The sequence below is a fragment of the Paractinoplanes toevensis genome, assembly GCF_018332695.1.
Taxonomy (GTDB): Bacteria; Actinomycetota; Actinomycetes; order Mycobacteriales; family Micromonosporaceae; genus Actinoplanes; species Actinoplanes toevensis.
The window spans coordinates 44,532-65,947 of record NZ_BOQN01000093.1 but is presented as its reverse complement, the minus strand read 5'-3'; the positions used below and the strand labels follow the sequence as shown (position 1 = coordinate 65,947).

27 protein-coding genes are annotated in these 21,416 nt (G+C 68.6%); 16 read left to right on the top strand and 11 right to left on the bottom strand.

Going from position 1 to position 21,416, the window contains the following annotated elements; translation table 11 throughout:
- Positions 1–24: 24 nt before the first annotated feature.
- Positions 25–219, top strand: coding sequence for a ferredoxin (locus Ato02nite_RS36130; RefSeq protein WP_213011178.1), 195 nt, complete (start codon positions 25–27; stop codon positions 217–219).
- Between the two features lie 223 nt (positions 220–442).
- On the top strand, positions 443–646 hold the full coding sequence (locus tag Ato02nite_RS36125) for a cold-shock protein (RefSeq protein ID WP_203813290.1): 204 nt from the start codon (positions 443–445) through the stop codon (positions 644–646).
- Between the two features lie 34 nt (positions 647–680).
- Here Ato02nite_RS36125 and Ato02nite_RS36120 read toward each other — a convergent pair whose 3' ends face one another.
- Complete coding sequence (locus Ato02nite_RS36120; protein ID WP_246607885.1) at positions 681–1,001, bottom strand: sigma factor-like helix-turn-helix DNA-binding protein; 321 nt, start codon at positions 999–1,001, stop codon at positions 681–683.
- Between the two features lie 94 nt (positions 1,002–1,095).
- Here Ato02nite_RS36120 and Ato02nite_RS36115 point away from each other — a divergent pair, with 94 nt between their 5' ends.
- Positions 1,096–1,632: a GNAT family N-acetyltransferase gene (locus Ato02nite_RS36115; RefSeq protein WP_213011177.1), complete on the top strand. Its 537-nt coding sequence runs from the start codon at positions 1,096–1,098 to the stop codon at positions 1,630–1,632.
- Here Ato02nite_RS36115 and Ato02nite_RS36110 read toward each other — a convergent pair.
- Together Ato02nite_RS36110 and Ato02nite_RS36105 are read right to left on the bottom strand one after the other, a co-directional pair.
- Positions 1,624–2,682 carry a maleylacetate reductase gene (locus Ato02nite_RS36110; RefSeq protein ID WP_213011176.1) on the bottom strand — a complete coding sequence of 353 codons (1,059 nt, stop codon included), beginning with the start codon at positions 2,680–2,682 and terminating at the stop codon, positions 1,624–1,626. The two genes, Ato02nite_RS36115 and Ato02nite_RS36110, sit on opposite strands and share 9 nt — an antisense overlap.
- The gene (locus Ato02nite_RS36105; RefSeq protein ID WP_246607884.1) at positions 2,679–2,984 is read right to left on the bottom strand and encodes a dioxygenase; all 306 of its coding nucleotides are present in this window, start codon (positions 2,982–2,984) and stop codon (positions 2,679–2,681) included. Before Ato02nite_RS36105 ends, Ato02nite_RS36110 begins: the two co-directional genes overlap by 4 nt.
- Before the next feature lie 256 nt (positions 2,985–3,240).
- Here Ato02nite_RS36105 and Ato02nite_RS36100 point away from each other — a divergent pair, with 256 nt between their 5' ends.
- The 5 genes from Ato02nite_RS36100 to Ato02nite_RS36085 all read left to right on the top strand — a co-directional run bounded on the left by Ato02nite_RS36100 (position 3,241) and on the right by Ato02nite_RS36085 (position 7,905).
- Positions 3,241–5,091, top strand: a complete 1,851-nt coding sequence (locus tag Ato02nite_RS36100; protein WP_213011175.1) for a sigma-70 family RNA polymerase sigma factor — start codon at positions 3,241–3,243, stop codon at positions 5,089–5,091.
- 44 nt (positions 5,092–5,135) lie between these two features.
- Complete coding sequence (locus Ato02nite_RS36095) at positions 5,136–5,927, top strand: SAM-dependent methyltransferase (protein WP_213011174.1); 792 nt, start codon at positions 5,136–5,138, stop codon at positions 5,925–5,927.
- The gene (locus tag Ato02nite_RS36090) at positions 5,924–6,667 is read left to right on the top strand and encodes an IclR family transcriptional regulator (RefSeq protein WP_213011173.1); all 744 of its coding nucleotides are present in this window, start codon (positions 5,924–5,926) and stop codon (positions 6,665–6,667) included. The genes Ato02nite_RS36095 and Ato02nite_RS36090 overlap by 4 nt, the downstream gene beginning before the upstream one ends.
- Before the next feature lie 101 nt (positions 6,668–6,768).
- On the top strand, positions 6,769–6,903 hold the full coding sequence (locus Ato02nite_RS52670; protein ID WP_281419878.1) for a hypothetical protein: 135 nt from the start codon (positions 6,769–6,771) through the stop codon (positions 6,901–6,903).
- Between the two features lie 18 nt (positions 6,904–6,921).
- Entirely contained in the window at positions 6,922–7,905 is a 984-nt protein-coding gene (locus Ato02nite_RS36085) for an MLKL N-termimal domain-containing protein (protein ID WP_213011172.1), read from the top strand.
- Here the strand turns inward: Ato02nite_RS36085 and Ato02nite_RS36080 are convergent.
- Positions 7,883–8,476, bottom strand: a complete 594-nt coding sequence (locus Ato02nite_RS36080) for a hypothetical protein (RefSeq protein WP_213011171.1) — start codon at positions 8,474–8,476, stop codon at positions 7,883–7,885. The two genes, Ato02nite_RS36085 and Ato02nite_RS36080, sit on opposite strands and share 23 nt — an antisense overlap.
- A gap of 80 nt (positions 8,477–8,556) precedes the next feature.
- On the opposite strand from Ato02nite_RS36080, the gene Ato02nite_RS36075 reads away from it, so the two are divergent.
- The 3 genes from Ato02nite_RS36075 (at position 8,557) to Ato02nite_RS36065 (ending at position 10,852) form a co-directional block, all read left to right on the top strand.
- Positions 8,557–9,126, top strand: coding sequence for a TetR/AcrR family transcriptional regulator (locus Ato02nite_RS36075; RefSeq protein ID WP_213011170.1), 570 nt, complete (start codon positions 8,557–8,559; stop codon positions 9,124–9,126).
- Between the two features lie 7 nt (positions 9,127–9,133).
- Entirely contained in the window at positions 9,134–10,285 is a 1,152-nt protein-coding gene (locus tag Ato02nite_RS36070) for an SGNH/GDSL hydrolase family protein (RefSeq protein ID WP_246607883.1), read from the top strand.
- Positions 10,286–10,366: 81 nt separating this feature from the next.
- Positions 10,367–10,852 (top strand): DUF4440 domain-containing protein, encoded by a 486-nt coding sequence (locus Ato02nite_RS36065; RefSeq protein ID WP_246607882.1) that lies wholly within the window; start codon positions 10,367–10,369, stop codon positions 10,850–10,852.
- 129 nt (positions 10,853–10,981) lie between these two features.
- On the opposite strand, the gene Ato02nite_RS36060 is transcribed toward Ato02nite_RS36065, so the two are convergent.
- From Ato02nite_RS36060 to Ato02nite_RS36045, 4 genes are all read right to left on the bottom strand, one after another.
- Positions 10,982–11,995, bottom strand: coding sequence for a hypothetical protein (locus Ato02nite_RS36060; protein ID WP_246607881.1), 1,014 nt, complete (start codon positions 11,993–11,995; stop codon positions 10,982–10,984).
- A gap of 153 nt (positions 11,996–12,148) precedes the next feature.
- Positions 12,149–12,838 (bottom strand): DUF4232 domain-containing protein, encoded by a 690-nt coding sequence (locus tag Ato02nite_RS36055; protein ID WP_213011168.1) that lies wholly within the window; start codon positions 12,836–12,838, stop codon positions 12,149–12,151.
- Between the two features lie 184 nt (positions 12,839–13,022).
- On the bottom strand, positions 13,023–14,093 hold the full coding sequence (locus Ato02nite_RS36050) for a hypothetical protein (RefSeq protein WP_213011167.1): 1,071 nt from the start codon (positions 14,091–14,093) through the stop codon (positions 13,023–13,025).
- A 41-nt stretch (positions 14,094–14,134) separates the two neighbouring features.
- Positions 14,135–14,476, bottom strand: coding sequence for a PadR family transcriptional regulator (locus Ato02nite_RS36045; protein ID WP_246607880.1), 342 nt, complete (start codon positions 14,474–14,476; stop codon positions 14,135–14,137).
- A gap of 392 nt (positions 14,477–14,868) precedes the next feature.
- On the opposite strand from Ato02nite_RS36045, the gene Ato02nite_RS36040 reads away from it, so the two are divergent.
- Positions 14,869–15,477 carry a hypothetical protein gene (locus Ato02nite_RS36040; protein ID WP_213011166.1) on the top strand — a complete coding sequence of 203 codons (609 nt, stop codon included), beginning with the start codon at positions 14,869–14,871 and terminating at the stop codon, positions 15,475–15,477.
- A gap of 15 nt (positions 15,478–15,492) precedes the next feature.
- Here the strand turns inward: Ato02nite_RS36040 and Ato02nite_RS36035 are convergent, their stop codons facing one another.
- Both Ato02nite_RS36035 and Ato02nite_RS36030 read right to left on the bottom strand, forming a co-directional pair.
- On the bottom strand, positions 15,493–16,182 hold the full coding sequence (locus Ato02nite_RS36035; RefSeq protein ID WP_213011165.1) for a hypothetical protein: 690 nt from the start codon (positions 16,180–16,182) through the stop codon (positions 15,493–15,495).
- A 613-nt stretch (positions 16,183–16,795) separates the two neighbouring features.
- Positions 16,796–17,227, bottom strand: a complete 432-nt coding sequence (locus tag Ato02nite_RS36030; protein WP_213011164.1) for a hypothetical protein — start codon at positions 17,225–17,227, stop codon at positions 16,796–16,798.
- 143 nt (positions 17,228–17,370) lie between these two features.
- On the opposite strand from Ato02nite_RS36030, the gene Ato02nite_RS36025 reads away from it, so the two are divergent.
- From Ato02nite_RS36025 to Ato02nite_RS52030, 4 genes are all read left to right on the top strand, one after another.
- Positions 17,371–17,610 (top strand): hypothetical protein, encoded by a 240-nt coding sequence (locus tag Ato02nite_RS36025; protein WP_213011163.1) that lies wholly within the window; start codon positions 17,371–17,373, stop codon positions 17,608–17,610.
- A 261-nt stretch (positions 17,611–17,871) separates the two neighbouring features.
- A complete protein-coding gene (locus Ato02nite_RS36020) occupies positions 17,872–19,140 on the top strand; it encodes a serine hydrolase domain-containing protein (protein ID WP_213011202.1) in 1,269 nt (422 codons plus the stop codon).
- A 941-nt stretch (positions 19,141–20,081) separates the two neighbouring features.
- Entirely contained in the window at positions 20,082–20,645 is a 564-nt protein-coding gene (locus tag Ato02nite_RS52035; RefSeq protein ID WP_246607879.1) for an IS110 family transposase, read from the top strand.
- Positions 20,630–21,226 carry a transposase gene (locus tag Ato02nite_RS52030; RefSeq protein WP_246607878.1) on the top strand — a complete coding sequence of 199 codons (597 nt, stop codon included), beginning with the start codon at positions 20,630–20,632 and terminating at the stop codon, positions 21,224–21,226. Before Ato02nite_RS52035 ends, Ato02nite_RS52030 begins: the two co-directional genes overlap by 16 nt.
- 29 nt (positions 21,227–21,255) lie before the next feature.
- Here the strand turns inward: Ato02nite_RS52030 and Ato02nite_RS36010 are convergent, their stop codons facing one another.
- Positions 21,256–21,411, bottom strand: a complete 156-nt coding sequence (locus Ato02nite_RS36010; protein WP_213011162.1) for a hypothetical protein — start codon at positions 21,409–21,411, stop codon at positions 21,256–21,258.
- Between the last annotated feature and the right edge of the window lie 5 nt (positions 21,412–21,416).

The window sequence follows — 21,416 nt, the reverse complement described above, 5'->3', positions numbered from 1 at the left end:
GTTTCGACCGTGAGGAGAACCTCCGTGGAGATCACCGTTGACGAGGATGCCTGCTGCGGCGCCGGGCAGTGCGTGATGACCGCGCCGGAGGTGTTCGACCAGCGCGACGAGGACGGCGTGGTCGTCCTGCTCGACCCGGCCCCGCCGCCGGTGCTGCTGCCACTGGTCGAGAACGCCGTGGCGATGTGCCCGGCCGCCGCGATCTCGGTGTTTCCCTAGCGCCGGACACTCCGAAGGCCGATCCGCTACCCCGTCCCCGATTGTGTGCTACGGTTGGCCTCGTTGCAGTTTTGATTTCCGTAGACGTTTTCGGCGCCTGATGGGGTTATCTGAAACCCGGCGGGCGCTTTTTCGTTTTTCGTGTCGGTTCCGACGCGGGTTATCAACGCGGCGGCAAGGAGATCGCACAGTGCGATCTCGAAAGGCCTGCTAGGGAGCAGACATGGCTACAGGTACCGTGAAGTGGTTCAACGCCGACAAGGGTTTCGGCTTCATCAGCCAGGACGACGGCGGCGCTGACGTCTTCGCCCACTTCTCCGCGATCGCGTCGAGCGGTTTCCGCAGCCTCGAGGAGAACCAGCGGGTGGAGTTCGACATCACCCAGGGCCAGAAGGGCCTGCAGGCGGAGAACATCCGCCCGGTCTGATCCAGACTCTCCCGAACGGCGGCTCGACTGATTTTCAGCGGGCCGCCGTTCGGCGTTTCGGAATATTCATTCGCCAGATCCGGCGAGCGGTATTTCCCGCAACGGACGGTTCGGCCGGACCAGGCCAGCAGGTGTCCACCATGCCGGACAGGCTGCGCATCGCCTCGTAGAGTCGCGCCTTGGCCACGGCCGGGCTGAGACCGAGATGCTCCGCCGCCTGGTGTGCCGTCCGGTGGCCGAAATATGTCGCAACAATGATCTCCTGGTGCGGAGCCGGGAGACTGCGCAGCATCACTTCCATGTCCGGCCGCCGGGTCTCGCGGTCGTCGATCGGGTCGGCTTGTGTGGTCGGCATGCCCGGTACTTTGGTCACCGCGGAGCCCCAACTCCAGTGCGCACCCGCGGCGTAGTCACACCGTCACCAGCCGATACGTGCTTTCCTGGGCGGCGTGCTGACAGTGCGAAGATTCCGCGACACGGACGCCGGCGTGCTCTGGGCGCTGAACGCGCTGCCGAACATCGGTGAGACAGCCGACCCGGCCGTCCCGATCCCGTTGCCGGCGGCGGCCGAGGCGCCGGCCAATTTTCCCGATCTGGCCGACATCGAAGGAACCTTCCTAGCGACCGGCGGGGAATTCCTCGTCGTGGAGCTGGACGGACATGTCGTCGGCATGGGCGGCTACCGGCCGGACGCCGGCGAGCGGGCCGAGGTCCTCCGGGTGCGGGTGCATCCGGCGACACGGCGCCGCGGGATCGGGCGTGCCCTGATGGCCGAGCTGGAACGGCGCGCGACGGCCGACGGGTTGCGGTCGATGCACCTGGACACGGCGACCAACCAGCCGGCGGCCATGGCCTTCTACCAGGACCTGGGCTACCGCGAGGTCGGCCGCGAACACCAGCCGGGTTGGACCTGGACGCTGGTGTACTACGTCAAGTCACTGAGCGATGTTACGGCCGCTCGACAATGGAACCCGGGGTCAGGTTAGGGCGCCCTCCCAGGCTGCCCGAAGCAGGGACGCCACGATGTCGCGGGTTACCGGGCGTGGGTTGGCGTAGGGGGTGGCCACCACCGCGTCGGCTATCTCGCCGATGTCGGCGAAGGACATGCCCAGCTCGCACAGGGAGCCGGGGGCGTTCAGGCTGTCGGCCAGGTCCCACAGGTAGCGGGCCGGGTCGGAGGTGTCGAAGGCGCGGCTCAGCGCGGTGACCGCGGCCGGTGCGAACGGTGCGTTGAACGCCAGCACGTGCGGCAGGACCACCGTGTGGGTTTCCGCGTGCGGCAGACCGAGAGTGCCGCCCAGGGCGTGGCACAGCTTGTGGTGCAGGGACATCGTGGTGGCGCCGAGCACCGCCCCGCACAACCACGCGCCGTAGGACGCCGCCGTGCGGGCGGTCATGTCGCTGCCGTCGGCCACCACCCCGGGCAGGGCCGACACCAGCGAGCGGGCGCCCTCCGCGGCCATCAGCGACACGATCGGCGACGCGTCGGGGGCGTAGAGACCCTCGACGGCGTGGGCTATCGCGTTGAAACCGCTGGTCACCGAGAGCGAGGCGGGCATCGAGACGGTGAGGGCCGGGTCGTAGACGACGCTGACCGGCAGCACGCGCGGGTCACGGCCGGTGCGTTTCACCCCGTCCGACGTCAGGCCCCAGACCGGCGTCATCTCCGAACCGGCGTACGTCGTCGGGACCGCCACCACCGGCAGGCCCAGCTCTTTCGCGACGGCCTTGCCCAGGCCGATCGACGAACCACCGCCGACCGCGACGCAGCCGTCGGCGCCGAGCGAGGTGGCCAGCGCGACGGCCCGCGCGGCGGTCGCGGCCGGCACGTGCATCGTCGCCTCGGGCAGGATGCCGACGGCCCGGTCGCCCAGCGACGACGCGATCTGCTTGGCCGTGTCTTCCTGCCGGGGACCGCACAGCACGAGCACGCGGCTGAGCCCGAGCGCCGAGACCTCGGCGGGAAGCTCGGCCAGCGACCCGGCCCCGAACACCACCCGCATCGGCAGCGCCGAATAGGTGAACCCGTCGATCATGAGCGCAGCAACCCGATGTCGAAGGTCAGCGTCCGGAACGGATTTTCCAGGCCGGCCGCGGCGGCGCGGCCCGGGCCGGTGACCTGACCGGACACCGGGCACGGCGTACCCTTCTCGTCGAGCGCGATCGACTCGCCCAGCGCGCGCGGCGGCGACTCGGCCTCGGTCAGCTCGACGTCCTTCACGAACGCGTGCAGGTGCCTGACCAGCGACGTCATCACCTGCCGCAGCCTCGGATCGGCGGTCTCGCCGAAGCTGGCGGCGACCACATCGGCCGAGCGCTCCTCGCTGAACAGGTCCATGGTCCCTACCTTAGGGCGCCCGGCTGTGATCGTGCGCAAATGCCGTCCGTTCGCGTGATTACAAAATGCCGAAGCCCTTAAGAAAATCTTAATTGCGTACGCCGGTCAGTCCGCCGATAATTACCCGTATCCGCTGGTCAGGATGTTGTGACGAACCCAATGCAGCAAAAGTGATATTTGCCTGGTGTCCATTCGACCGCTGTTTGACAGGGGAGTGAAAAGCAATTTAGTCTCGCTCGGCCGAAAGGGGAAAGCGATGCGGGAACGGGATGTGGTCGCCGCGGCGCAGCGTGGTGACCGGCGGGCCCGCGAGCGACTCGTCCGGGGATGCCTGCCGCTGGTCTACAACGTGGTCGGCCGGGCGCTCGGCACGCATCCCGACGTCGAGGACGTCGTGCAGGAGACGATGCTGCGGGTGGTGCGCGACCTCGAGTCGCTGCGGCAGCCGGAGAGTTTCCGGGCCTGGGTGCTGACCATCGCCACGCACCAGATCGGCCGCCACCGGGCCGAGCCACCGGCGGTCGTGGCCGACCGGATGCCGGACGGCGCTGCCGACTTCGAGGAGCTCGCCATCCTGCGGCTGCGGCTCTCCGGCGAGCGGCGGCAGGTGGCCGAGGCGGCGCGCTGGCTCGACGACGAGGACCGGACGGTTCTTGCGCTCTGGTGGCAGGAGGCCGCCGGCGAGCTGACCCGCGGCGAGATCGCGGCGGCCTTGGGGACCACCATGGCGTACGCCGCGGTCCGCGTGCAGCGGATGCGCGCCCAGCTGGACCGTTCCCGGGTGATCGTGGCGGCCCTGGCCGCCCGGCCCCGCTGTGCCGGCCTCGCCGAGGCCGTCGCGGGGTGGGACGAGCGGCCCGGCCCGCTGTGGCGCAAGCGGATCGACCGGCACGTGCGGGACTGCCCGGCCTGCCTCGCCCGGTCGCGGCAGCAGGTGGCCGTCGAGCGGTTGCTCGCGGGCTGCGCGCTGGTCCCGGTGCCGACCGGGCTGGCCGCCGCCGGGCTGCCGGGCGCCCTCAGCGGGCCGGTCGGCGGCGGCGGTGGGTCGGTGGGCAAATCGGTGTGGTCGAACCCGTTGTTGGCGGCGGCTGCGGCGGTCGTCGTGCTGGCGGGCGGCGGGTTCGCGTACGCGCAAATGCCGGCCGCGGAGCCGCAGCCGACCGCCCAGATCGTGGCCGCGCCCGGCTCCGCCGCGAGGTCGGCGGTGCCGGCCCTTTCCTCGTCGCCCTCGCCCACTCCCTCTTCTGCGAAGCCTTCGCCGACCGCTGCCAAGGCCCCGAAGGCCGCCAAGGCCGCGAACAAGAAGGCCGTCCAGGCGGGCTGTGGAGCGGGACTGGATCGGATCTGGGCGAGCTGGCCGATGGTGGCGTCGCCGGATTACCGCGATCTGGGCAACGGGACCGTGCGGGACGAATCGACCTGCCTGGTGTGGCAGCGGGCGGTGGCGCCCTCGACGCACACGTTCACCGAGGCCAAGAGCTACTGCGCCGGGCTCGATCTGGACGGTGGCGGGTGGCATCTGCCCAGCCGGATCGAGCTGACCTCGATCATCGATCCGGCCCGGTCGGGGCCGGCGATCGACCGGACCGCCTTTCCGGGTACGCCGGCGCAGTTCTTCTGGACGTCGTCGCCGTGGGCCGTCACGAAGGAGCCGCTGCGGGCCTGGATCATCAATTTCTCCGAGGGGCTGGCCTCGAACGGCGCCTATCAGTCGGGTTCGTATCAGGTCCGGTGCGTGCGCTCGGCCGCGGGCGATGGGCCGCCGAAGTACGAAATTTCGGGCGACGAGGTGACTGATCCGGCGACCGGGCTGACCTGGCAGCGGAGTGGGTCGTCGTCGGCCATGAGCGCGGCCGCGGCCGACACGGAGTGTGCCGATCTTGGGATGCGGCTGCCCACCCTGCGGGAACTTTCCACTACCGTCGACGAGACCCGGGTGGCCCCCGCCATCGATCTCGACGCATTTCCAAACACGGTGAAGAACGGCTGGTACTGGACTTCCACCGAGGCCGCGCCGGACCGGGCGCGACGGTGGGCGCTCAACTACGACGACGGGTACACGAACTACCGCAAGGCCGAGGCCGGATATGTACGCTGCGTTCACTGAGTCCTCGTTGGACAAAATCTTGCCGGTGACATAGAAAGAGCGCCATGACGGACGAGGACCTGTCGAAAGAGCTCCAGGCCGACATCCCGCACGCCGCGCGGATCTGGAACTACTGGATGGGCGGCAAGGACAACTTCGCCGCCGACCGTGCGGCCGGTGATGCGGTCGTCTCGGTCTACCCGGAGATCGCGCTGATGGCCCGTTTCTCCCGGCAGTTCCTCATCCGGGTGGTGCGCTACCTGGCCGCCGAGGCGGGCATCCGCCAGTTCCTCGACGTCGGCACCGGCCTGCCCACCATGCAGAACACCCACGAGGTCGCGCAGGGCATCGCGCCCGACGCGCGCATCGTCTACGTCGACAACGACCCGATGGTGCTCGTGCACGCCCGCGCCCTGCTGCGCGGCACCACCGCCGAGGGCGCCACCAACTACGTGCCGGCCGATTACCACGACCCCGAGGCGATCCTCGAGCAGGCGGCCGCGACGATCGACTTCTCGCAGCCGGTCGCGGTCATGTTCATGGGCGTCATGGGTTACGAGCAGTCCATCGACGAGATCCACCGGATCGTCCGCACGATCATGGCGGCGACCGCGCCCGGCAGCTTCGTCGTGCTGTGGGACGGCACCGACACCACTCCCGCGGTGGTGGCGGGGGCCGAGAAACTGGCCGAGAGCGGCGGTGTGCCCTACATCCTGCGCAGCCCGGCCGCCCTGCTGACCTGCTTCGAAGGCTTCGAGCTGGTGGAACCGGGGCTGACCGAGATCACGTCGTGGCGGCCGGAGCCGGGCGAGGTCGAGCACATCGACGCGTACGGGGCGGTGGCGCGCAAGCTGTGACCGGGGAGGTTCGGTCCGTCGGGCGCGCGCTGGACATCCTCAGCGCGTTCAGCTCGGCGCACCCCCGGTTGACCCTGTCCGAGCTGGCCGACGCGGTCGGGTTGCCCCGCCCGAGTGTCCGCCGGCTCGCCGTCACCCTGATCGACCGGGGTTTCCTGCGCCAGGACCCGGACGGTGCCTACCTTCTCGGGGTGCGCCTGCTGGAACTGGGCAGCCAGGTCACCGCCAGCTCGGCGATCACCCACCGGGCCGGGCCGGCCGCCGACGAGCTGGCCCGGATGACCGGCGAGACCGTGCTGATCGCCGAGGTCGACTGGACGTCACTGTCGCTGCTCATCATCGGCAAGCGGCACCCCGTACAGCCGGCGGCGGCCACCTCCCCGGTCGGGCACCGGTATGCGATCGCCACCGGTTGCCTGGCCAAGGCCGTACTCTCCGGCCTGCCGCCGGCCGGCCTGGCCTCGGTCGTGCCGAAGTTGCGGCTCACGCCGCGCACCACCTCGTCCATCGTCGACCCCGACGCGCTGGCCGCCGACGTGGCGGCCAGCCGGGCGCGCGGCTACGCCATCCAGTCCGGCGAGTTCCTGCCCGGCATGTCCGGCGCCGCGGTGCCGGTGCACGTCTCCGGCCGGGTGGTCGGCGCCCTGGCCGTGCTGGGTTCGACGATGCGTTACCCCGGGCCCGAACTGCACCGGGCCGGCCGGCTGGTCCGCAGCGTCCTGACCGCGACCACCCGATGACGTCCGGTGACGCGTTTCGCGCTGCGGAATGAAGCCTCGCCGACAGCGGATCTTGATAGTTAACCTCCCGGCGTTCACTTCCGGACGCAGGAGGTTCCACCGTGGCCGACGACAACGAGGACATCCCGTACGAGAAGGACGGCGGCGGCACCGCGGTGACCCTGATCGTCGGTGGCCTCATCGCCCTGATGGTGGTTGCCCTGATCGCCCTTCTGTATCTCGCCTTCTCCAACTAGGACCGTTACGGTCCACCCATGTTCGGCTCACTGGCACTGGAAACCACGATCGGTCTGGCCCTGGTCTTCTTCGTCGTGGCCTCGCTGGCCTCGGCGATCGTCGAGGGCACGTCGCGGCTGCTGCGCAAGCGCGCGCGGGACCTCGAACAGACCATCGGCCAGATGCTCAGCGGCAGCACGACGTTCGACGACGCCGCCGAGCAGGCCCTGAAGATGTTCAAGGGCACGTCCATCTACGCGTCGGCGGACATGGCGGCGAGCCGGGGCCGGCGCTGGTTCCGCAAGGACGTCGGCCCGGCCTACCTGTCCGCCCGATCGTTCGCGGACGCCATCGACGAGTTGACCGACCGGCTCACCGAGACGCCGGTCGAGGGCGTGAACAAGCGCCTGAAGAACTTCAGGACCGACGGCGAGACGCTCGCCCTGGACGCGAAGGCGGCCCTGGAGAACTGGTACGACGAGACGATGGGCCGGCTCAGTGGCGCCTACAAGCGGTGGGCCACCGGGGTGCTGTTCCTCGTCGGGCTGGGCCTGGCCGTGGCCGGCAACGTCTCGGCCTTCCACACCGCCCAGACCCTGTGGCAGCAGCCGGCCGTCCGGCAGGCCGCCCTGGACGCCGCCGAGCAGGCCGCCGTGAAGAGCACCACCGGGGACGGCCTGGTCACCAAGAACGTTCAGACCGTGCAGGACCTGGCCGGCCTGGGCATGCCGGTCGGCTGGGAGCACGGCACCCACTGGAGCGACGCGGCGTGGACGGTGTCGCACGTCGCCGGCTGGCTGGTCACGGCCCTGCTGCTGATGCTCGGCGCACCGTTCTGGTTCGACGTGCTCTCCCGGCTGGTCTCCCTGCGCACGACCGGCGCCAAACCACCCGCCGCCGCCCAGGACCCGGGTGCCGCCACGTCGCTGCGGGCGGCCGCGGTGTCGTCGGCGGCGGGCGCGGCGGCCGTCGCCGAGATGGCCACGGCCGAAAGCGCGCTCAAGACCGGACCGTTGTCGTGACGCGGGCCAGCGCCGGGGAACGTGGCGTCGAGCCGAAACCGAACCGCACCGGCGGGTCCACGTCGGTGAGCGGTCCCAGGTCCACGCCGTCGAGCGCCGCGGTGGCCGCCGTGATCCGGTGCAGGTCCCGCACCGCGTACCACTCGCGGCGGCCGTTTCCGGCGGTGCCGTAGGTGCGGACTCTCTGTAGCAGTCGGGCCGGCCGGTCGATCAGCTGCACCCAGAGCGGGTGCCGCGCCAGCGGTGGCGGCACCGCGCGCAGCAGCCGGCCCAGCGCGCCGCGGCCGCCGGTGGTGAATCGCAGCGTCAGCGGGCCGGCCGTGACGGTCCAGGCCGGTCCGGCCCGGTTCACCGCGACCGGCACCACCCGCACCTCGTCGAACGCGTAGGTGTCGGCGACGAACCGGCCCAGCTCCTCGGTCGGGGCGAGGAGCACGCGGTGGCCGTCCGCCTGCTCGATCATGACGTCGCTGACCGGGCCGAACGGTGAGTCCGGCCAGTGCCCGAGCACGAGCCGGGTTCCGGTGGCCGTACCGAGGCCGGCGATCCAGCCGTCGAAGCGCATTCGCACGTGATCGGGCTTACCCGCCGTACGCCTTCCTAAAGCCTTTAGGTTTTTGCTTAGATAGCCTAGGAAACGGGAGGTGGCCGATGGCGCGAGCCGGAATCACCGCGGATCGGCTGGTCGAGGCCGGGGCGGAGCTGGCCGACGCGGCCGGGTTCGAGCAGGTGAGCCTGTCGGCCCTGGCGCGGCGGTTCGAGGTGTCCGTGCCGAGCCTCTATGCGCATGTGGCCGGCTCACACGACCTCAAGACCCGGATCGCCCGGCTGGCCCTGGCCGAGCTGGCCGACCGCGGACTGGCCGCGCTGGCCGGCCGGGCCGGCAAGGACGCGCTGACCGCGCTCGGCAACGTCTACCGCGACTACGCCCGCGCCCACCCGGGCCGCTACGCCGCGGCCCGCATGCCGCTCGACCCGGCCGCCGCCGCGGCCAGTGCCGGTCCCCGGCACACCGAGATGATCAGGGCGATCCTGCGCGGCTACGACCTGCCCGAGACCGAACAGACCCATGCCGTACGCCTTCTCGGCGCGACCTTCCACGGTTACGTGAGCCTGGAGTTGGCCGGCGGCTTCGACCACAGTTCGCCGGATTCGGAGCGCTCCTGGTCCCGTGCCATGGACGCGCTCGACGCGCTGCTGCGCCACTGGCCCGATGAGTAGGGGAACCATGCACGACATCGAAATCACCCCGGACCTGCTGCGCGGCGCGCTCGAGCTGGAGCGCACCGGGTCCGGCCTGCGGCCGCACCGGCTGCCGGCCTGGGCCCGCGCCCAGACCCAGGACCCCCAGCCGGCCATGGTGGAGGCGCAACCCTCGGGCGTACGCCTGGCGTTCCGCACCGCCGCCACGGCGATCGAGCTGGTCGCCCTGCCGACCCGCTGGGCCTACCGCGGTGTCCCGGCCCGCCCGGACGGCGTCTACGACCTGCTCGTCGACGGCCGGCTCACCGCGCAGGGCAGCATCCCCGGCGGCACCGTCCACACCGTCGACATGGCCACCGGCACGACCGAGCACCGGGCCGGTGAGCCGGGCACGATCGCGTTCACCGGCCTGCCCGCCACCGGCAAGGAGGTGGAGATCTGGCTCCCGCACAACGAGGCGACCGACCTGGTGGCGCTGCGGGCCGACGCCCCGATCGAGGCGGCCCCGGCGAGCCGGCCGGTCTGGCTGCACCACGGCAGCTCGATCAGCCAGGGCTCGAACGCCGCGAGCCCGGCCACCACCTGGCCGGCGCTGGCCGCCCGGCAGAGCGGCCTCGACCTGATCAACCTGGGTCTGAGCGGTAGCGCCCTGCTCGACCCGTTCACCGCCCGCACCCTGCGCAACACCCCGGCCGACGTGATCAGCGTCAAGATCGGCATCAACCTGGTGAACACCGACGTGATGCGGCTCCGCGCGTTCGTCCCGGCCGTGCACGGCTTCCTGGACACGATCCGGGACGGCCACCCGGACACGCCGCTGCTGGTCGCCTCGCCGATCTACTGCCCGATCCACGAGGACACGCCGGGCCCGGGCGCCTTCGACCCGGAGGCGCTGCGCGAGGGGCGGGTGCGGTTCCGGGCCACCGGCGACCCGGCCGAGCGGGCCGCCGGAAAGCTGACCCTGACGGTGATCCGCGAGCACCTCGCCCGGATCGTGGCCCAGCGCGCCGCCACCGACCCTCAACTGCACTACATCAACGGCCTTGACCTGTACGGCGAGGCCGACCACGCCGACCTGCCGCTGCCCGACGCTCTGCACCCGGACGCCGCCGCCCACCGCCGCATCGCCGACCGCTTCGCGAAGCTGGCCCTCAGCCGAGTGCTTCCTCGCGGCTGATCCAGCACCGTGATGAGAACCTCCAGGGTGTAGCGGAACGAGCTTGACCTCAACCTTGGTTGAACTCTTAACGTCCCTGGCATGCAACGCATCGATAACCAGGAGCCGATGATGGCCGAGATCACCCAGCGAGTGGTGCTGAACGACCCAGCGGCCGGTCCGACCGCAGAGAAGGTCGCCGCAGATCTGGCGGCGCAGTTGCAGCGAGGCGGCGATACCTTGGACGCCGACGTCTACGACGCCTGGTTCGCCTCCGACATCCTCTGGGGGAGTCCGTACGGGGCGACTCTGACCGGGTTCCAGGGGTTGAACGAGATTCATCATCGATTGATGGACCGATCGAAGCCGCCGGCCGAGGCCTCGGCGCCGGCCTCACGGTTCGAAGTCGTGTCGGTCTTGGCGCCCGCGCCCGGCGTCGTCGTGACACATATCCGCCGGCAGGCACTCGCTGCGGACGGCTTCTCCGAGATGGCGCTCTACGTGCTGATCGAACGCGAAGGGCGATGGTGGCTGGCCGCCGCCCAGAACACGCCGATCAGGCAGCTGCCCGCGTCTCCGGACAACTGAACCATCGTGTCGGCGTTGTTTCTGTGCCCTCAAATCGGCCATTGACGCGCACCCAGCGCCCCGTGCGTCACCGACCTCGCCCCGGCGGCGGCATGCGCGGTAGTTCCGCGGGCCGCGCCCGCCGTGCTGTCAAGGGGGTTCCGATGCATGGCCGTCCGGCTCGAACGCGATGGAGGCGCGTCGTGCGTACAGTCGTCGCGCGAGCCATGCGGTCAAAATGGCGCTGAGGATCATGTCGTATCGGCCGAGCAGCGCGACCAGCAGGTCGAGGAGCACGAAGAACGTGAGTAGGCCGACCACGACACGGACGCCGTCGCTTCCCTGCGGACCGGTCACCGCAAGACGCCGTACCAGGAAGACACCGGCGGCAACGGGAAGCATCGACAGCGCTACGCCGAGGGGCCAACTCAGTCCGGTCTTCGCGACCGTGTAGGTCAGGACCCAGTGCGCGGACACGCAGGTGAAGGCGAGCAATCCGAGGCCTCGCCGCGGTGGGGGCCGACCACTGCCGAACGGTGAAGGAACCGGGCGTCGGCCGCGGCCGATCAGCCAAGCGGTCACCACGACCGCGGCGAGCAGTGCCGTAGCGGCGACGAGGACGGTAGTCGGCGGGCGCTGGTCGAACTCCCCGTAGACGACCGGTGTCACGGAGAGCACCAGACCAGCAAGAATGAGGCCTGGGCGACCAACCCACGGACGGTATCTCGCCCGAGGAACGAGCCACTCGACCACGAGGACCGATGCGCAGATGCTGATCGCTGCGTGGAACACCGTGAGGTGACCTGCGAGCAGCACGTTGGTGTGCCACACGACGCTGTAGGTGCCGACGCCGGAGTCCTGCCAGAACTGGGGGAAGAACCAGTATCGGTCTACCAGCGCCTCCTCCCACACGGCGTAGGCGACACCTAGCAGGACCAGGCCGGCGAACCCTGAGCCGAACCGATGGGCGACCTCGCGACAGACGAGTGCGCCGCAGCCGTACAGGGCGGCCATGAAAGCGAAGTTCCCAGGCATCAGAAGATCCAGGGGCGGGGTGGAGCCCGACAGGCCCTCGCCGAAGAACGGCGCGATGAGAAGAATGAGCAGCACCGGGTTGGTGACGGTGCGTCGAAGTCTTCGCGGTTCGCCGGTGTTGGCCGTCATGGCGCCAACCTTCCAGCAACGGCCCATCCGGCGCATCAGCCCAAGGTCGATCGCCTGTCTACCAAAGTTCACTCCTGTCGACCGGCCGTCGGTGGACTCGTGCCGGCCGCTGTCGTGCTGGTGGTGTGCCTGCACGGCGACCTGGAGCGAGGATCAGTCGACGGGGTGTATCAAGATCGCCGCGACGTTGCCCACGTTGACGTCCTTCGCCGAGCACACCTTCGTGGCACTGGCGACGAAGACCGACTTGGTCTCGTCGGGCGGGTACACGCGATACCCGCGTACGCTGACCGGCTTGCATCGGCTGGCCGGGAACATCCCGACGTCGTGGAGGCCGAGAATCGCGTACGCGATGTCGCCCGGCGCCAGGGTCAGTGTCACCTTCGGGTTGAACGTGGCGCGGTCGAGCGCCTCACCGACCTGGTGCCGGTCGTCCCCCGCCACCGCGGACACGCCCGGGAAGCCGTGGAGCGTGCAGGCGTGACGGGCGACGTTGGTGAAGTACAGCGGCTGGAACTTGGTGGCGGTGTCGCCCCCGCGCTTGCCGAGCGTCAGCTTGAGGTCTCCGGTGTGGCAGCGGGGCGTAGCAGTCCCCGCGGCGCCCCCGCCGCTCTTCGTGCCGGTCGGCGACCCGGGTTTCGCAGGGCCGGACGGCGTGCCGGTTCTTGCGGGGCCGGACGGCGTGCCGGTGTCCACCGGGCCGGCGGAGGCGCTCGCTGCGGACGTCGGGGCAGCGGGCGCGGTCGTGGGTGTGGCTGTGGCTGTGGCTGTGCGGTGCGATGAGGTCGTGCAGCCGGTGACGAACAGGACCGGCACGGCCAGCAGAAGCAGCAGTGGTCTCATACCTCCGTGATATCTCCTGCAGGTCGGCCTGACCTCACGGATTCGTGCCTCCACAGTGCACCTTCACCTACTCATCGCGTGTCCCATTCGGCACTCACGTAGCGATCGGATCGCGGCCGATGAGTTTCGTCGCTATGCCGTGGCGTTGGAGATCTGGTGCAGGATCCAGAGGGGGCTCGGCATCTCAGGCGATGGTGGGCGTGCGGACGGTTGCCCGCTGTGGCCAGACGCAGCAGACGACGATCGCGAGGATCGGGACCAGTGACAGGATGGCGAGCGGCTCGGCACCGAAGAACACGAAACCGCCCCAGTACACCGAGGGACCGTGGCCGTTGCGGTGGGTGTTGGCCAGCAGGGAGCCGGTCGAGGTGGGGATGTTGCCGAGACAGGCCGGGGCGAGCATCAGTAGCGCGCCGATGCAGAGTCTCGAGTACGCCCGCTGCCGGCCGGGCTCGAAGCGGCGCATGCGCTTCGCGGTGTAAAGCCCGAACAGAGCGCCGAACAGGATTCCGGCCAGTCCGCCGCCGATGGTGTCGCGCAGGTGGCCGGGCGGCTCGGCCCACATCAGGTCGAGATTCAGAGCGGACGGGTTGGACTCGGCCTGGGTGATTTGCACTGCGGCGAGATAGCCGGTGCGCACGCCGGTCACCTCGGCGAACGCGGCGAGCGCAGTCTGCGGACCATGGTGCTGGACGCTGGTGTGCACGTCCTGCCAGCCGTGTGCGCGCATCTGCCGGGTGACGGCGGCGGCGACCTGCTCCACGCTGGTTTGCGGGGGCATCATGCCGGTCACACTGGTCCGGCCGACACGCACGCCGGTACCGCCGTGCAGAGTGTTGTTGCTGTACGGGTTCCAGAAGGTTCGCCGCCCGAACTGGTCGACGTGATCGTCGAAGGGGACCGGCAGGACCGTCGGCGCGAGGCCGATCGCTGTGGTCTTGTCCGGGGCCATCGGGTCCACGTCCCGCCAGGCCAGCCACGAGCCGAGCGCGATCCCGCTCAGCCCACCGAGCACGGCCGCGAACGCCGCGATCACGAACGCCCGGCGCCCGAACTCGGCGAGACGCCGGCCGAGGCCGTGCCGCAGCAGCAGCGCGGCCTCGCGTGCGGCCGGCCGCGATCGCCCGGGATCAGCGGCGTCGAGCAGCGTCGCGAGGATCTCCGGACCACGCTCGTGCCGATACGTCCGTGGGTAGGCCAACAGCCACCGCCGGTACCTGCGGGCCAGACGCCTGGTGCGGATGTCGTCGGGCATGTTGATCCCTTCAGGGGTCGGCGATGGCACCGAGGGTCGAGTCAGGCAGGGCGGGGAACGCCGGCGGGGCGAGCTCCGCTCAGCCGTTGGGTGACCATCCGTGCGTCGCGGCGCATCTGCTCGGCCTCGGCGACCAGTGCGGCGATGCCCGGATCGGTCAGCCGGTAGTAGCGGCGGAGCCTGCCGTCGACAGTCTCCTCACGGTCGACCTCGACGAGGCCTTCGTCGTTGAGCCGGTCGAGTGCCGCATACAACGTGCCGGCGGCGAGGCGCGTCCTGCCATCCGACAGCCGCGCCACTTCCTTGATCACCGCGTACCCGTGCAGCGGGGCCGGAGCGAGCGCCGACAGGATCAGAAAGCTCGGTCGCCGCATGCTCGCCATGGCCGCCAATATACAGTTGATCGTCCTATCGGCGAAGCCTGACATCGATGCGTCGGCGACGGTGTGCGCGAATACGGTCAGCGAGGTGGGGCAGCTGTCCTACCTGAGCCTCGCCACTTCGAAGCCGGTCGTTGACCGGATGCCTGGCTGCCAGGCGACGGGTCCCTCTCGCGTAAGCCAGACCACGAAGTCGACCACCGCGCTCACCTTTACGGCGGATGACGACGGCCAAGTCAGCGGTGACAAGCCGGTAGGCAGCCACCAACCGCCGGAAGCCGGACCGCTCCCTGGACTGCCGGGCCGTACAGAATCGGCACGCGTTATCTGCGCCAGAAGCGGATGCTGGGTTGTCCGTCGCCGGGCGCTCAGCGGAGATTGACTACGCTGAGGTCGTGGCCCATGTACTCGCCCGGCTGAACGGCTTCGGGGTAACCCTTATCCCGAACTGGCCCTACTCCTTCGAGCGGGAAGGGGAGAGCTCGAACATCGTGCACGTGACCCGTTGGACTCCCTCAGGGCTGGCGCACGTGAAGTTTGATCCCGGCAACCCAGTTGACGGTAATGACGTCGTCGATGTGACAGACGGGTTCGACGTCCCGTATTGGCTGATAGAGACGTCTATCTTCAGTGTGCAGTGGCCGGTCGGGTTCACCATCAACTCGCCGCAGGACCCAGGCGATGAAACGCCCTTCTATTTGCAAGGGCCGGGCGAAGCGACGATCTTCACGCAAGGGCCGGTGCCGAGAGCACGGCTGTCGGATCCCGAGGCTCTGGTCGCCCCCGGCCAGTCCGTCCTGACCCGGAGGTCAGACGACAACGGCGTCGCAAGCCTTGAGCTGAGCTATCTCCATGACGATGAGCAGTGGTGGCAGGCGCACTGGATGATGCCGTGCCAGGCTGATCACTTCATCGTCATCACGGCTCAGTCTCTCCTTGCAGCGTCGTCGACGACTCGCAGGGCCGCGGAGGCGGCCGTAGCGACATTCGAGGGTTCCTCGTAGACGCAGAGCATCCGCTCATCGGCACGAGCGTGTACTGACGGACCAAAGCTCCTGATCACCTTGCGTCACCGTTGCGTGCTGGCGAACGCGCCCGCTCGGCGGCAGATCAGTGCACGTCGGCGAGAACATCGCGGTCCGGCGGTCATCGAGTCGGAAGGTGTAGCTGGGTACATGTGTGGTAGACGTTTTCACGTAGTACGTCGACGGCCCTTTGAGGCTGTGGCTCGCTAGGTCGGCAATTTGATCGACTCGGTCAGCGATCTCAAGTGCCCAGTCGCGTCCGTCGTCACGGGCGGTGCGCTGGGCGACGTCCGCGGCGGCAAGGCAGCCATGGATATCGCCTAGCAGCAGCCGTATGTAGCAAAGGCGCTGGTGGGCGTTACTGTTAAGTGGATTGTGGCCAACGAGCGCTTCGTGGGCGTTAGCCTGACCTTGGAGAGTGCCGTATTCGTCGAGATAAGGCACCGCCTCGGTGAGGATGGCGTCCGCGCATTCCGACATCACCGTCTCGGCTTGGCTGGTGTCGGTCGGCAAATCCCGCAGAGTGTGAAGCTCCGTCGAACTCAGGTGTGGCAGGGTCGCTTGTTGAACGTACAGCGATACGTCGAGGACCAGGCCGGCAGAGGGCTGCGCCAACAGTTGCGTCCCGGCGATCAGGTGGAACTTCTTGCTGCCAGTGTGCGAGTGCGCCACCACGTAACTCAAGACCCATCCGACAGGCTTGCGGTAGACCAGACTCCCACGGTGACCCCATGCACCTGGCAGGGCTGGGAGTAGCCACCTCCTGGCCAGCCGCGCCCACTCGCTTTGCCGCATCGCATCATCCTGGCGCGCCCAAGAACACCAACGGGCGGAAACGACCAACGAGAGGCCGTAGACAGCCGAATGCCAACAACGTAGGGCCAACGCAGCGGTCCGCATACGGACGGCGGCAAATGAGGCCGTCCTACTCGTAGCCGGATGCGGCCCGAACGATCTCGGCGAACAAGTGCCAGGAGGCTTGCTCTTGATCAGGCTCCGACGCTTGGACAACATGGGCGTCGGTGACCGCCGCCAGCCCCGTCGAAGAAGCGATCCAGGGTGCCGTTCTCCCACTCGGCCTCTCCGGTCGACCGGAAGTCAGCCAGCACAGCTGAGAGGAAACAGGCGAAGTCATCGCGCGTCCCGACGTTGCTCGGGTCAACGTCGGTCGCCCGCCCGTCCAGTTTCGTACCTCGCTGCACCATGGTGCAGGACATGGTCGGCGACGACATGCTCATCGACCCCCCGCGCCCCTCTCTGCGGCAAATGAGTGCCCCGACGCATGATCCGTACGACGCTATCGGTTCGTCTCATGACGCGGCCCCGAATACCGTCGGCGCAACCACCGAGGAAGGTCGCGCCGACGCACGAACATGCCGACATCGCTTGCCGCGTGAAATGCGTAACCACGGATTTGGGAGCGATGTAGTGGAGTCCGGTCATTCAAGGCACAACGCAGCCGCTTCACCAACTCGCCATCGATCGATCTGTGCAGGCGGGCGTAGTGGCCTAACGATTGCAGCGCGTTGGCCCTCGTCCGGGCGTTGGGTGACGCGAGCGCCCGCTTGATCCGCGGCAGCACGACTGCGGATTCAGGATGGTTAAGCACCAGAGCGAGCAGAGCGACACCGGCGTATTCGTCGTTCCGGTCGACTGCCTCGTCAACCGTGTCCGGCCGTTCGACCACGCCGATCCAACTACCGATGAACCAGGGCTGCTCGGTCGTCACATGGGAGATCATGGCACGCCGACGATCGACCACAGGACGAGCCGATCCCTGACGGCCGTGGCACGTCGCCCGAACGGATTGTTCTCGCCCAGCGGATAACGAGGACGTCGTGTCGCTGCTGGGACGTCTCCGCGTTCGCGTTCTTGATTCTCGTCGTGCGCGGCGGCACTGTTGACGCGGTGCGAGACGAGATGGTCCCTGGCGGGGAACTCGATCGGCTGTTGCGGTCGGACGAGGAGGCGCGTCGGCGGTGGCTCGACCACCATCAGCCGACACCGCAGGAAGCGAACTGGTGGTTGCACCTGCTGCTCTTGACCGATGAGCGATGGGAGCACCGGCTGGCGGAGCGGACGGCATGGGCTCAGTTGACGGTCTTTCGCTAACAGTTGATCATGGCCGTTGAGGCGGCTTGCTGATCTTCTGTTGTCCTATCTTCCCAGATCAGAGGGCACTTTCATGTCTTCGACCCGCCTCCCGCAGCCACCCTTAATGAAGGCGCGAGGCTAGCCCCGGCGGGAATCCGGTGTATTGCGGGCATATCCAAAATCGCTTACGGCCTCGCAACAGTCCTTCGTCTTCAGTGGAGGTATGGACCACAGCGCATCACCGCGCGCCCGGTCTGCTGACCAGGAAGGCATGTGATCATGGACTCGGCTCCCGTTCCGAAAGAGGGCATCGACCGGCGACGACTTGTCAAATGGGGCGGGCTCGCTGCCGCCGGCATGGCGGCGCCCGGAGTGCCACCGGCGAGCGCCAAGCTCACCCATACCGACTCGCCCCCGGCCGACTCGTCCGGGCACGCCCGGATCCCACCGGACACCCGGCCCGGCGGAGCGTACGACCGGTACGTGGCGAAGCTGGCCGCCGAGGGCAAGTTCTCCGGCGTCGTGATGCTGTCGCACCGCGGGCGGACGGTTCTGTCGCGCGCCTACGGCATGGCCGACAGGGAAAAGGGGATCCGCAACCACGAGCGCACCGCGTTCAACCTATCCTCGGCGAGCCAGCCCTTCTTGGCGGTGGCCGTCTTGCAGCTGGCGCAGCAGGGCAGGGTGGCGCTGTCGGACAAGGTGGGCACATTCCTGACGGGACTTGGTGCGGAGATCACTGAGAGGGTGAACATCCACCACCTGCTCACCGGGACCTCCGGGATGGATGCTCCGATGCCGGATTGGCAACGCGTCTTCCACAGCCGGGAGGAGGTGCGCAAGTACAACGAGCGGTGGGCCCGGCAGGCGACCCTGGTGGGGGTACCCGGTGCGGGCTCCAATGGTCACCTTCCCGGTGCCGGCGTCGGCCTGGCCATGGCCGCGCAGATTGTCGAGACCGTGTCCGGTATGACGTTCTGGGACTACGTGCACGAGCATGTCTTCGGGCGTTCCGGCATGACCGGCTCGGCGTACTACACCAGGGACCAGTGGCTCACCGACAAACACATCGCGCACCCGTACATGCTGCAAGCCGACGGAAGCTTGGTGGACGCCGTCCGCCACCTGGACAAGAGCAGCCTGGACCCGAATACACGAGGCAGGAATCCGGGCCGCAGCTTCATCGGTCACGCCTCGGGCGACGGCTTCGCCACCGCGCCGGACCTGCTCCGATTCGCCGAAGCGCTGCGCAATGGCACTGTGCTGGACCGGCCCTGGGCCGAATTGTTCGCCGGGGCCAAGCTCCCCGGCCCGGATCCCACGTCATTCGACGGGTACACAATGCCGGTCAGCATCGTCAACGGCCAGTGGGTGTTCAGCCGCGGTGGCGGGGGCCCTGGCATCGGCGCCGACTGGAGCATCTACCCGCAGACCGGCTGGGTCGGTGTTGTTTTGAGCAACGACGACAACGTTCCACTACTGGACATCCTCCTGAAGGAGGCCGAGGCCATCACCGGCGCGCCAGTCAACCCGCCAGGCGGCGGATGACGCGCGGGTGGGCCCTGGGCCGACGCGAACAAAGGGAATCTCCTGGCGTACTCGTAGGTGGGTTCACGCCCGGCCTGGTAGTGGTTGCTATGCGAGCTGGATCATGCGACGACGCCGATCAGCCGCAGCCGGCGGCGGCGGGCCCCGAAATCTAGTCCTCCCGGCGCCGGGGTTGCGACGATGACCCCGTGACATCGTCCGGTGTCTTCCCGCCCGGGGCCTACCACGACATCCGGTTTGGCGTGTCGATCCGACGCTCGGCTACACCGGCACCGCGTGGGGCAGTGACGTGTCGGAACCGGCGTAGCGAGGTCGACCACCAACAGCCGGGCACCAGCATGCCCGACGACACCCTGACCGTCAGCAGCGGCAACGATCTTCGGACGGGGACCGGCAACCTGCATGTGGAAAGTGCCCTCCGTGGCGGATGCATATTACCCTCGACAAGTCCTATCTTCCCAGATCAGAGGGCACTTTCACGTTTTCGGCCCGCCTCCCGCAGCCACCCTTAATGAAGGCGCGAGGTTAGTGGGGTGGCGGATGAGTGACCTGTAAAAATATGCGCCAAATACGCGTACATGCTTCGATGACATCCGGAGCCAGCTTATTGGAGGGATTGCGCTGAAAGGCGCGGGATTCATGGAAATGGCGCACGCTGTTGACATGATCCGACGCACTCATCTCGGCTACTTGTTTTATTGCCCTAGGACCGCGGCCCGGCCAGGCTGCGGTCTAGACGTCCGGGCTGTCGCTCTCATTTCGGCTGCCCACCTTGGTGTGGCTCTCATTTGGCCTGCGCAGTCCCGGGCGTCGCTACAGGGCAGGGAGAGGCTCAAGAGAGGTTTGCGCAGCTCAAAGTAGCGATGCCCTCCCCGCTCGACGAACCCGTCGGACGAGCAACGGAGGGGCATATGGGCCCGTCGCAGCGTGTGGTCATCGGCATGGATCCACACGAGCGTTCCGCCACCATCGAGGTGATGGCCGGCGACGAGACCATCCTGGGCACTGGCCGGTTCGGCACCGACCGAGACGGCTACCGGGCGATGGTCAAGTACGCCCAACAGTGGACGGACCGGATCTGGGCTGTCGAGGGCTGCCACGGCATCGGCCGGCACATCGCCACCCGACTGTTGGCCGACGGCGAGCAGGTCGTCGACGTCCCCCCGAAGCTGTCCGCCCGGGCACGGGTGTTCGCGACCGGACAGGGCCGCAAGACCGACGCCACCGATGCGCATTCCATCGCGCTGGTCGGGACCCGGATGGCGGGGCTGCGGCCGCTGGTCAACGATGAACAGCTGGCCGTGCTGCGGATCCTGGCCGACCGGCGCCGCTCGCTCGGCGACGACCACACGCGGATGGTGTCGCAGCTGCACCAACTGCTGCTGGAGCTGGTCCCCGGTGGGGCGAAGAAGAGCCTGTCCGCCGCTCAGGCCAAGGTCTTGCTGGCCACGGTCCGGCCGCGGACGCTGCGGGGAAGGCCCGCCGCCGGGTGGCTGCGGAGCTGATCGCTGACCTCGAGCGGGTCTACCAGCGGTCCAAGCAGGCCGACAAGGAGCTCAAGGAACTGGTCGCCGCTACCGGCACCAGGCTGATGGACCTGCACGGCATCGGCCCGTCCGGCGCCGCCCGGCTGCTGATCGAAGTCGGTGTGATCATCCGCTTCCCGGACCGCGGGCACTTCGCCTCCTGGAACGGCACCGCACCGATCGACGCATCCTCCGGCGACCAGGTCCGCCACCGGCTGTCGCGGGCCGGGAACCGGCAGATCAACCGGGTCCTGCACATCATGGCCACCGTCCAGCTGCGCAATCCGACCGAAGGCCGCGCCTACTTCGACCGCAAGAAAGCAGCCGGGAAGACGTCGATGGAAGCGATGCGGGCGCTGAAACGGCGTCTGTCCGACATCGTCTACCGGCAGATGGTCAACGACGCCACCGTGGCGATGGCGACGGGTTCGGGAGGACACCAGGGAACGTCAACGAACTCCAGCGTGACCGGCTCTCATCCCCACACCGGCTCTTCGGAGAAGTCACTTCCCGAACCCGCCGACAGCAAGCTTAGAACCTCGATGCAGACCACGTCTTGACACAGAGAGGAGCCAAATGAGTGAGCCGATCATGCTTTCCCGTTCTGTGGTGCTCTCCGTTTCAGGCCGTCGGCGGCCGGCGGGCGATCGTCGTGCCGGCCGAGGTGGGTGTCCTGCAGGCTGACCGGGCCGTCCACGCGGGCGCCGGCCACCTGCGATCGGGTGAGCGTGAGACTGCGGGTCACGGGCG

What these genes read in the sequence shown, in the direction of transcription:
- Ato02nite_RS36105 (WP_246607884.1), bottom strand. Translation starts at nt 2,984, where the DNA reads ATGGACCTGTTCAGCGAGGAGCGCTCGGCCGATGTGGTCGCCGCCAGC.
- Ato02nite_RS36020 (WP_213011202.1), top strand. Translation starts at nt 17,872, where the DNA reads ATGGACTCGGCTCCCGTTCCGAAAGAGGGCATCGACCGGCGACGACTT.
- Ato02nite_RS36045 (WP_246607880.1), bottom strand. Translation starts at nt 14,476, where the DNA reads ATGGCGAGCATGCGGCGACCGAGCTTTCTGATCCTGTCGGCGCTCGCT.
- Ato02nite_RS36050 (WP_213011167.1), bottom strand. Translation starts at nt 14,093, where the DNA reads ATGCCCGACGACATCCGCACCAGGCGTCTGGCCCGCAGGTACCGGCGG.
- Ato02nite_RS36125 (WP_203813290.1), top strand. Translation starts at nt 443, where the DNA reads ATGGCTACAGGTACCGTGAAGTGGTTCAACGCCGACAAGGGTTTCGGC.
- Ato02nite_RS36120 (WP_246607885.1), bottom strand. Translation starts at nt 1,001, where the DNA reads ATGCCGACCACACAAGCCGACCCGATCGACGACCGCGAGACCCGGCGG.
- Ato02nite_RS36085 (WP_213011172.1), top strand. Translation starts at nt 6,922, where the DNA reads ATGTTCGGCTCACTGGCACTGGAAACCACGATCGGTCTGGCCCTGGTC.
- Ato02nite_RS36070 (WP_246607883.1), top strand. Translation starts at nt 9,134, where the DNA reads ATGCACGACATCGAAATCACCCCGGACCTGCTGCGCGGCGCGCTCGAG.
- Ato02nite_RS36055 (WP_213011168.1), bottom strand. Translation starts at nt 12,838, where the DNA reads ATGAGACCACTGCTGCTTCTGCTGGCCGTGCCGGTCCTGTTCGTCACC.
- Ato02nite_RS36095 (WP_213011174.1), top strand. Translation starts at nt 5,136, where the DNA reads ATGACGGACGAGGACCTGTCGAAAGAGCTCCAGGCCGACATCCCGCAC.
- Ato02nite_RS36060 (WP_246607881.1), bottom strand. Translation starts at nt 11,995, where the DNA reads ATGACGGCCAACACCGGCGAACCGCGAAGACTTCGACGCACCGTCACC.
- Ato02nite_RS36075 (WP_213011170.1), top strand. Translation starts at nt 8,557, where the DNA reads ATGGCGCGAGCCGGAATCACCGCGGATCGGCTGGTCGAGGCCGGGGCG.
- Ato02nite_RS52035 (WP_246607879.1), top strand. Translation starts at nt 20,082, where the DNA reads ATGGATCCACACGAGCGTTCCGCCACCATCGAGGTGATGGCCGGCGAC.
- Ato02nite_RS36110 (WP_213011176.1), bottom strand. Translation starts at nt 2,682, where the DNA reads ATGATCGACGGGTTCACCTATTCGGCGCTGCCGATGCGGGTGGTGTTC.
- Ato02nite_RS36100 (WP_213011175.1), top strand. Translation starts at nt 3,241, where the DNA reads ATGCGGGAACGGGATGTGGTCGCCGCGGCGCAGCGTGGTGACCGGCGG.
- Ato02nite_RS36065 (WP_246607882.1), top strand. Translation starts at nt 10,367, where the DNA reads ATGCAACGCATCGATAACCAGGAGCCGATGATGGCCGAGATCACCCAG.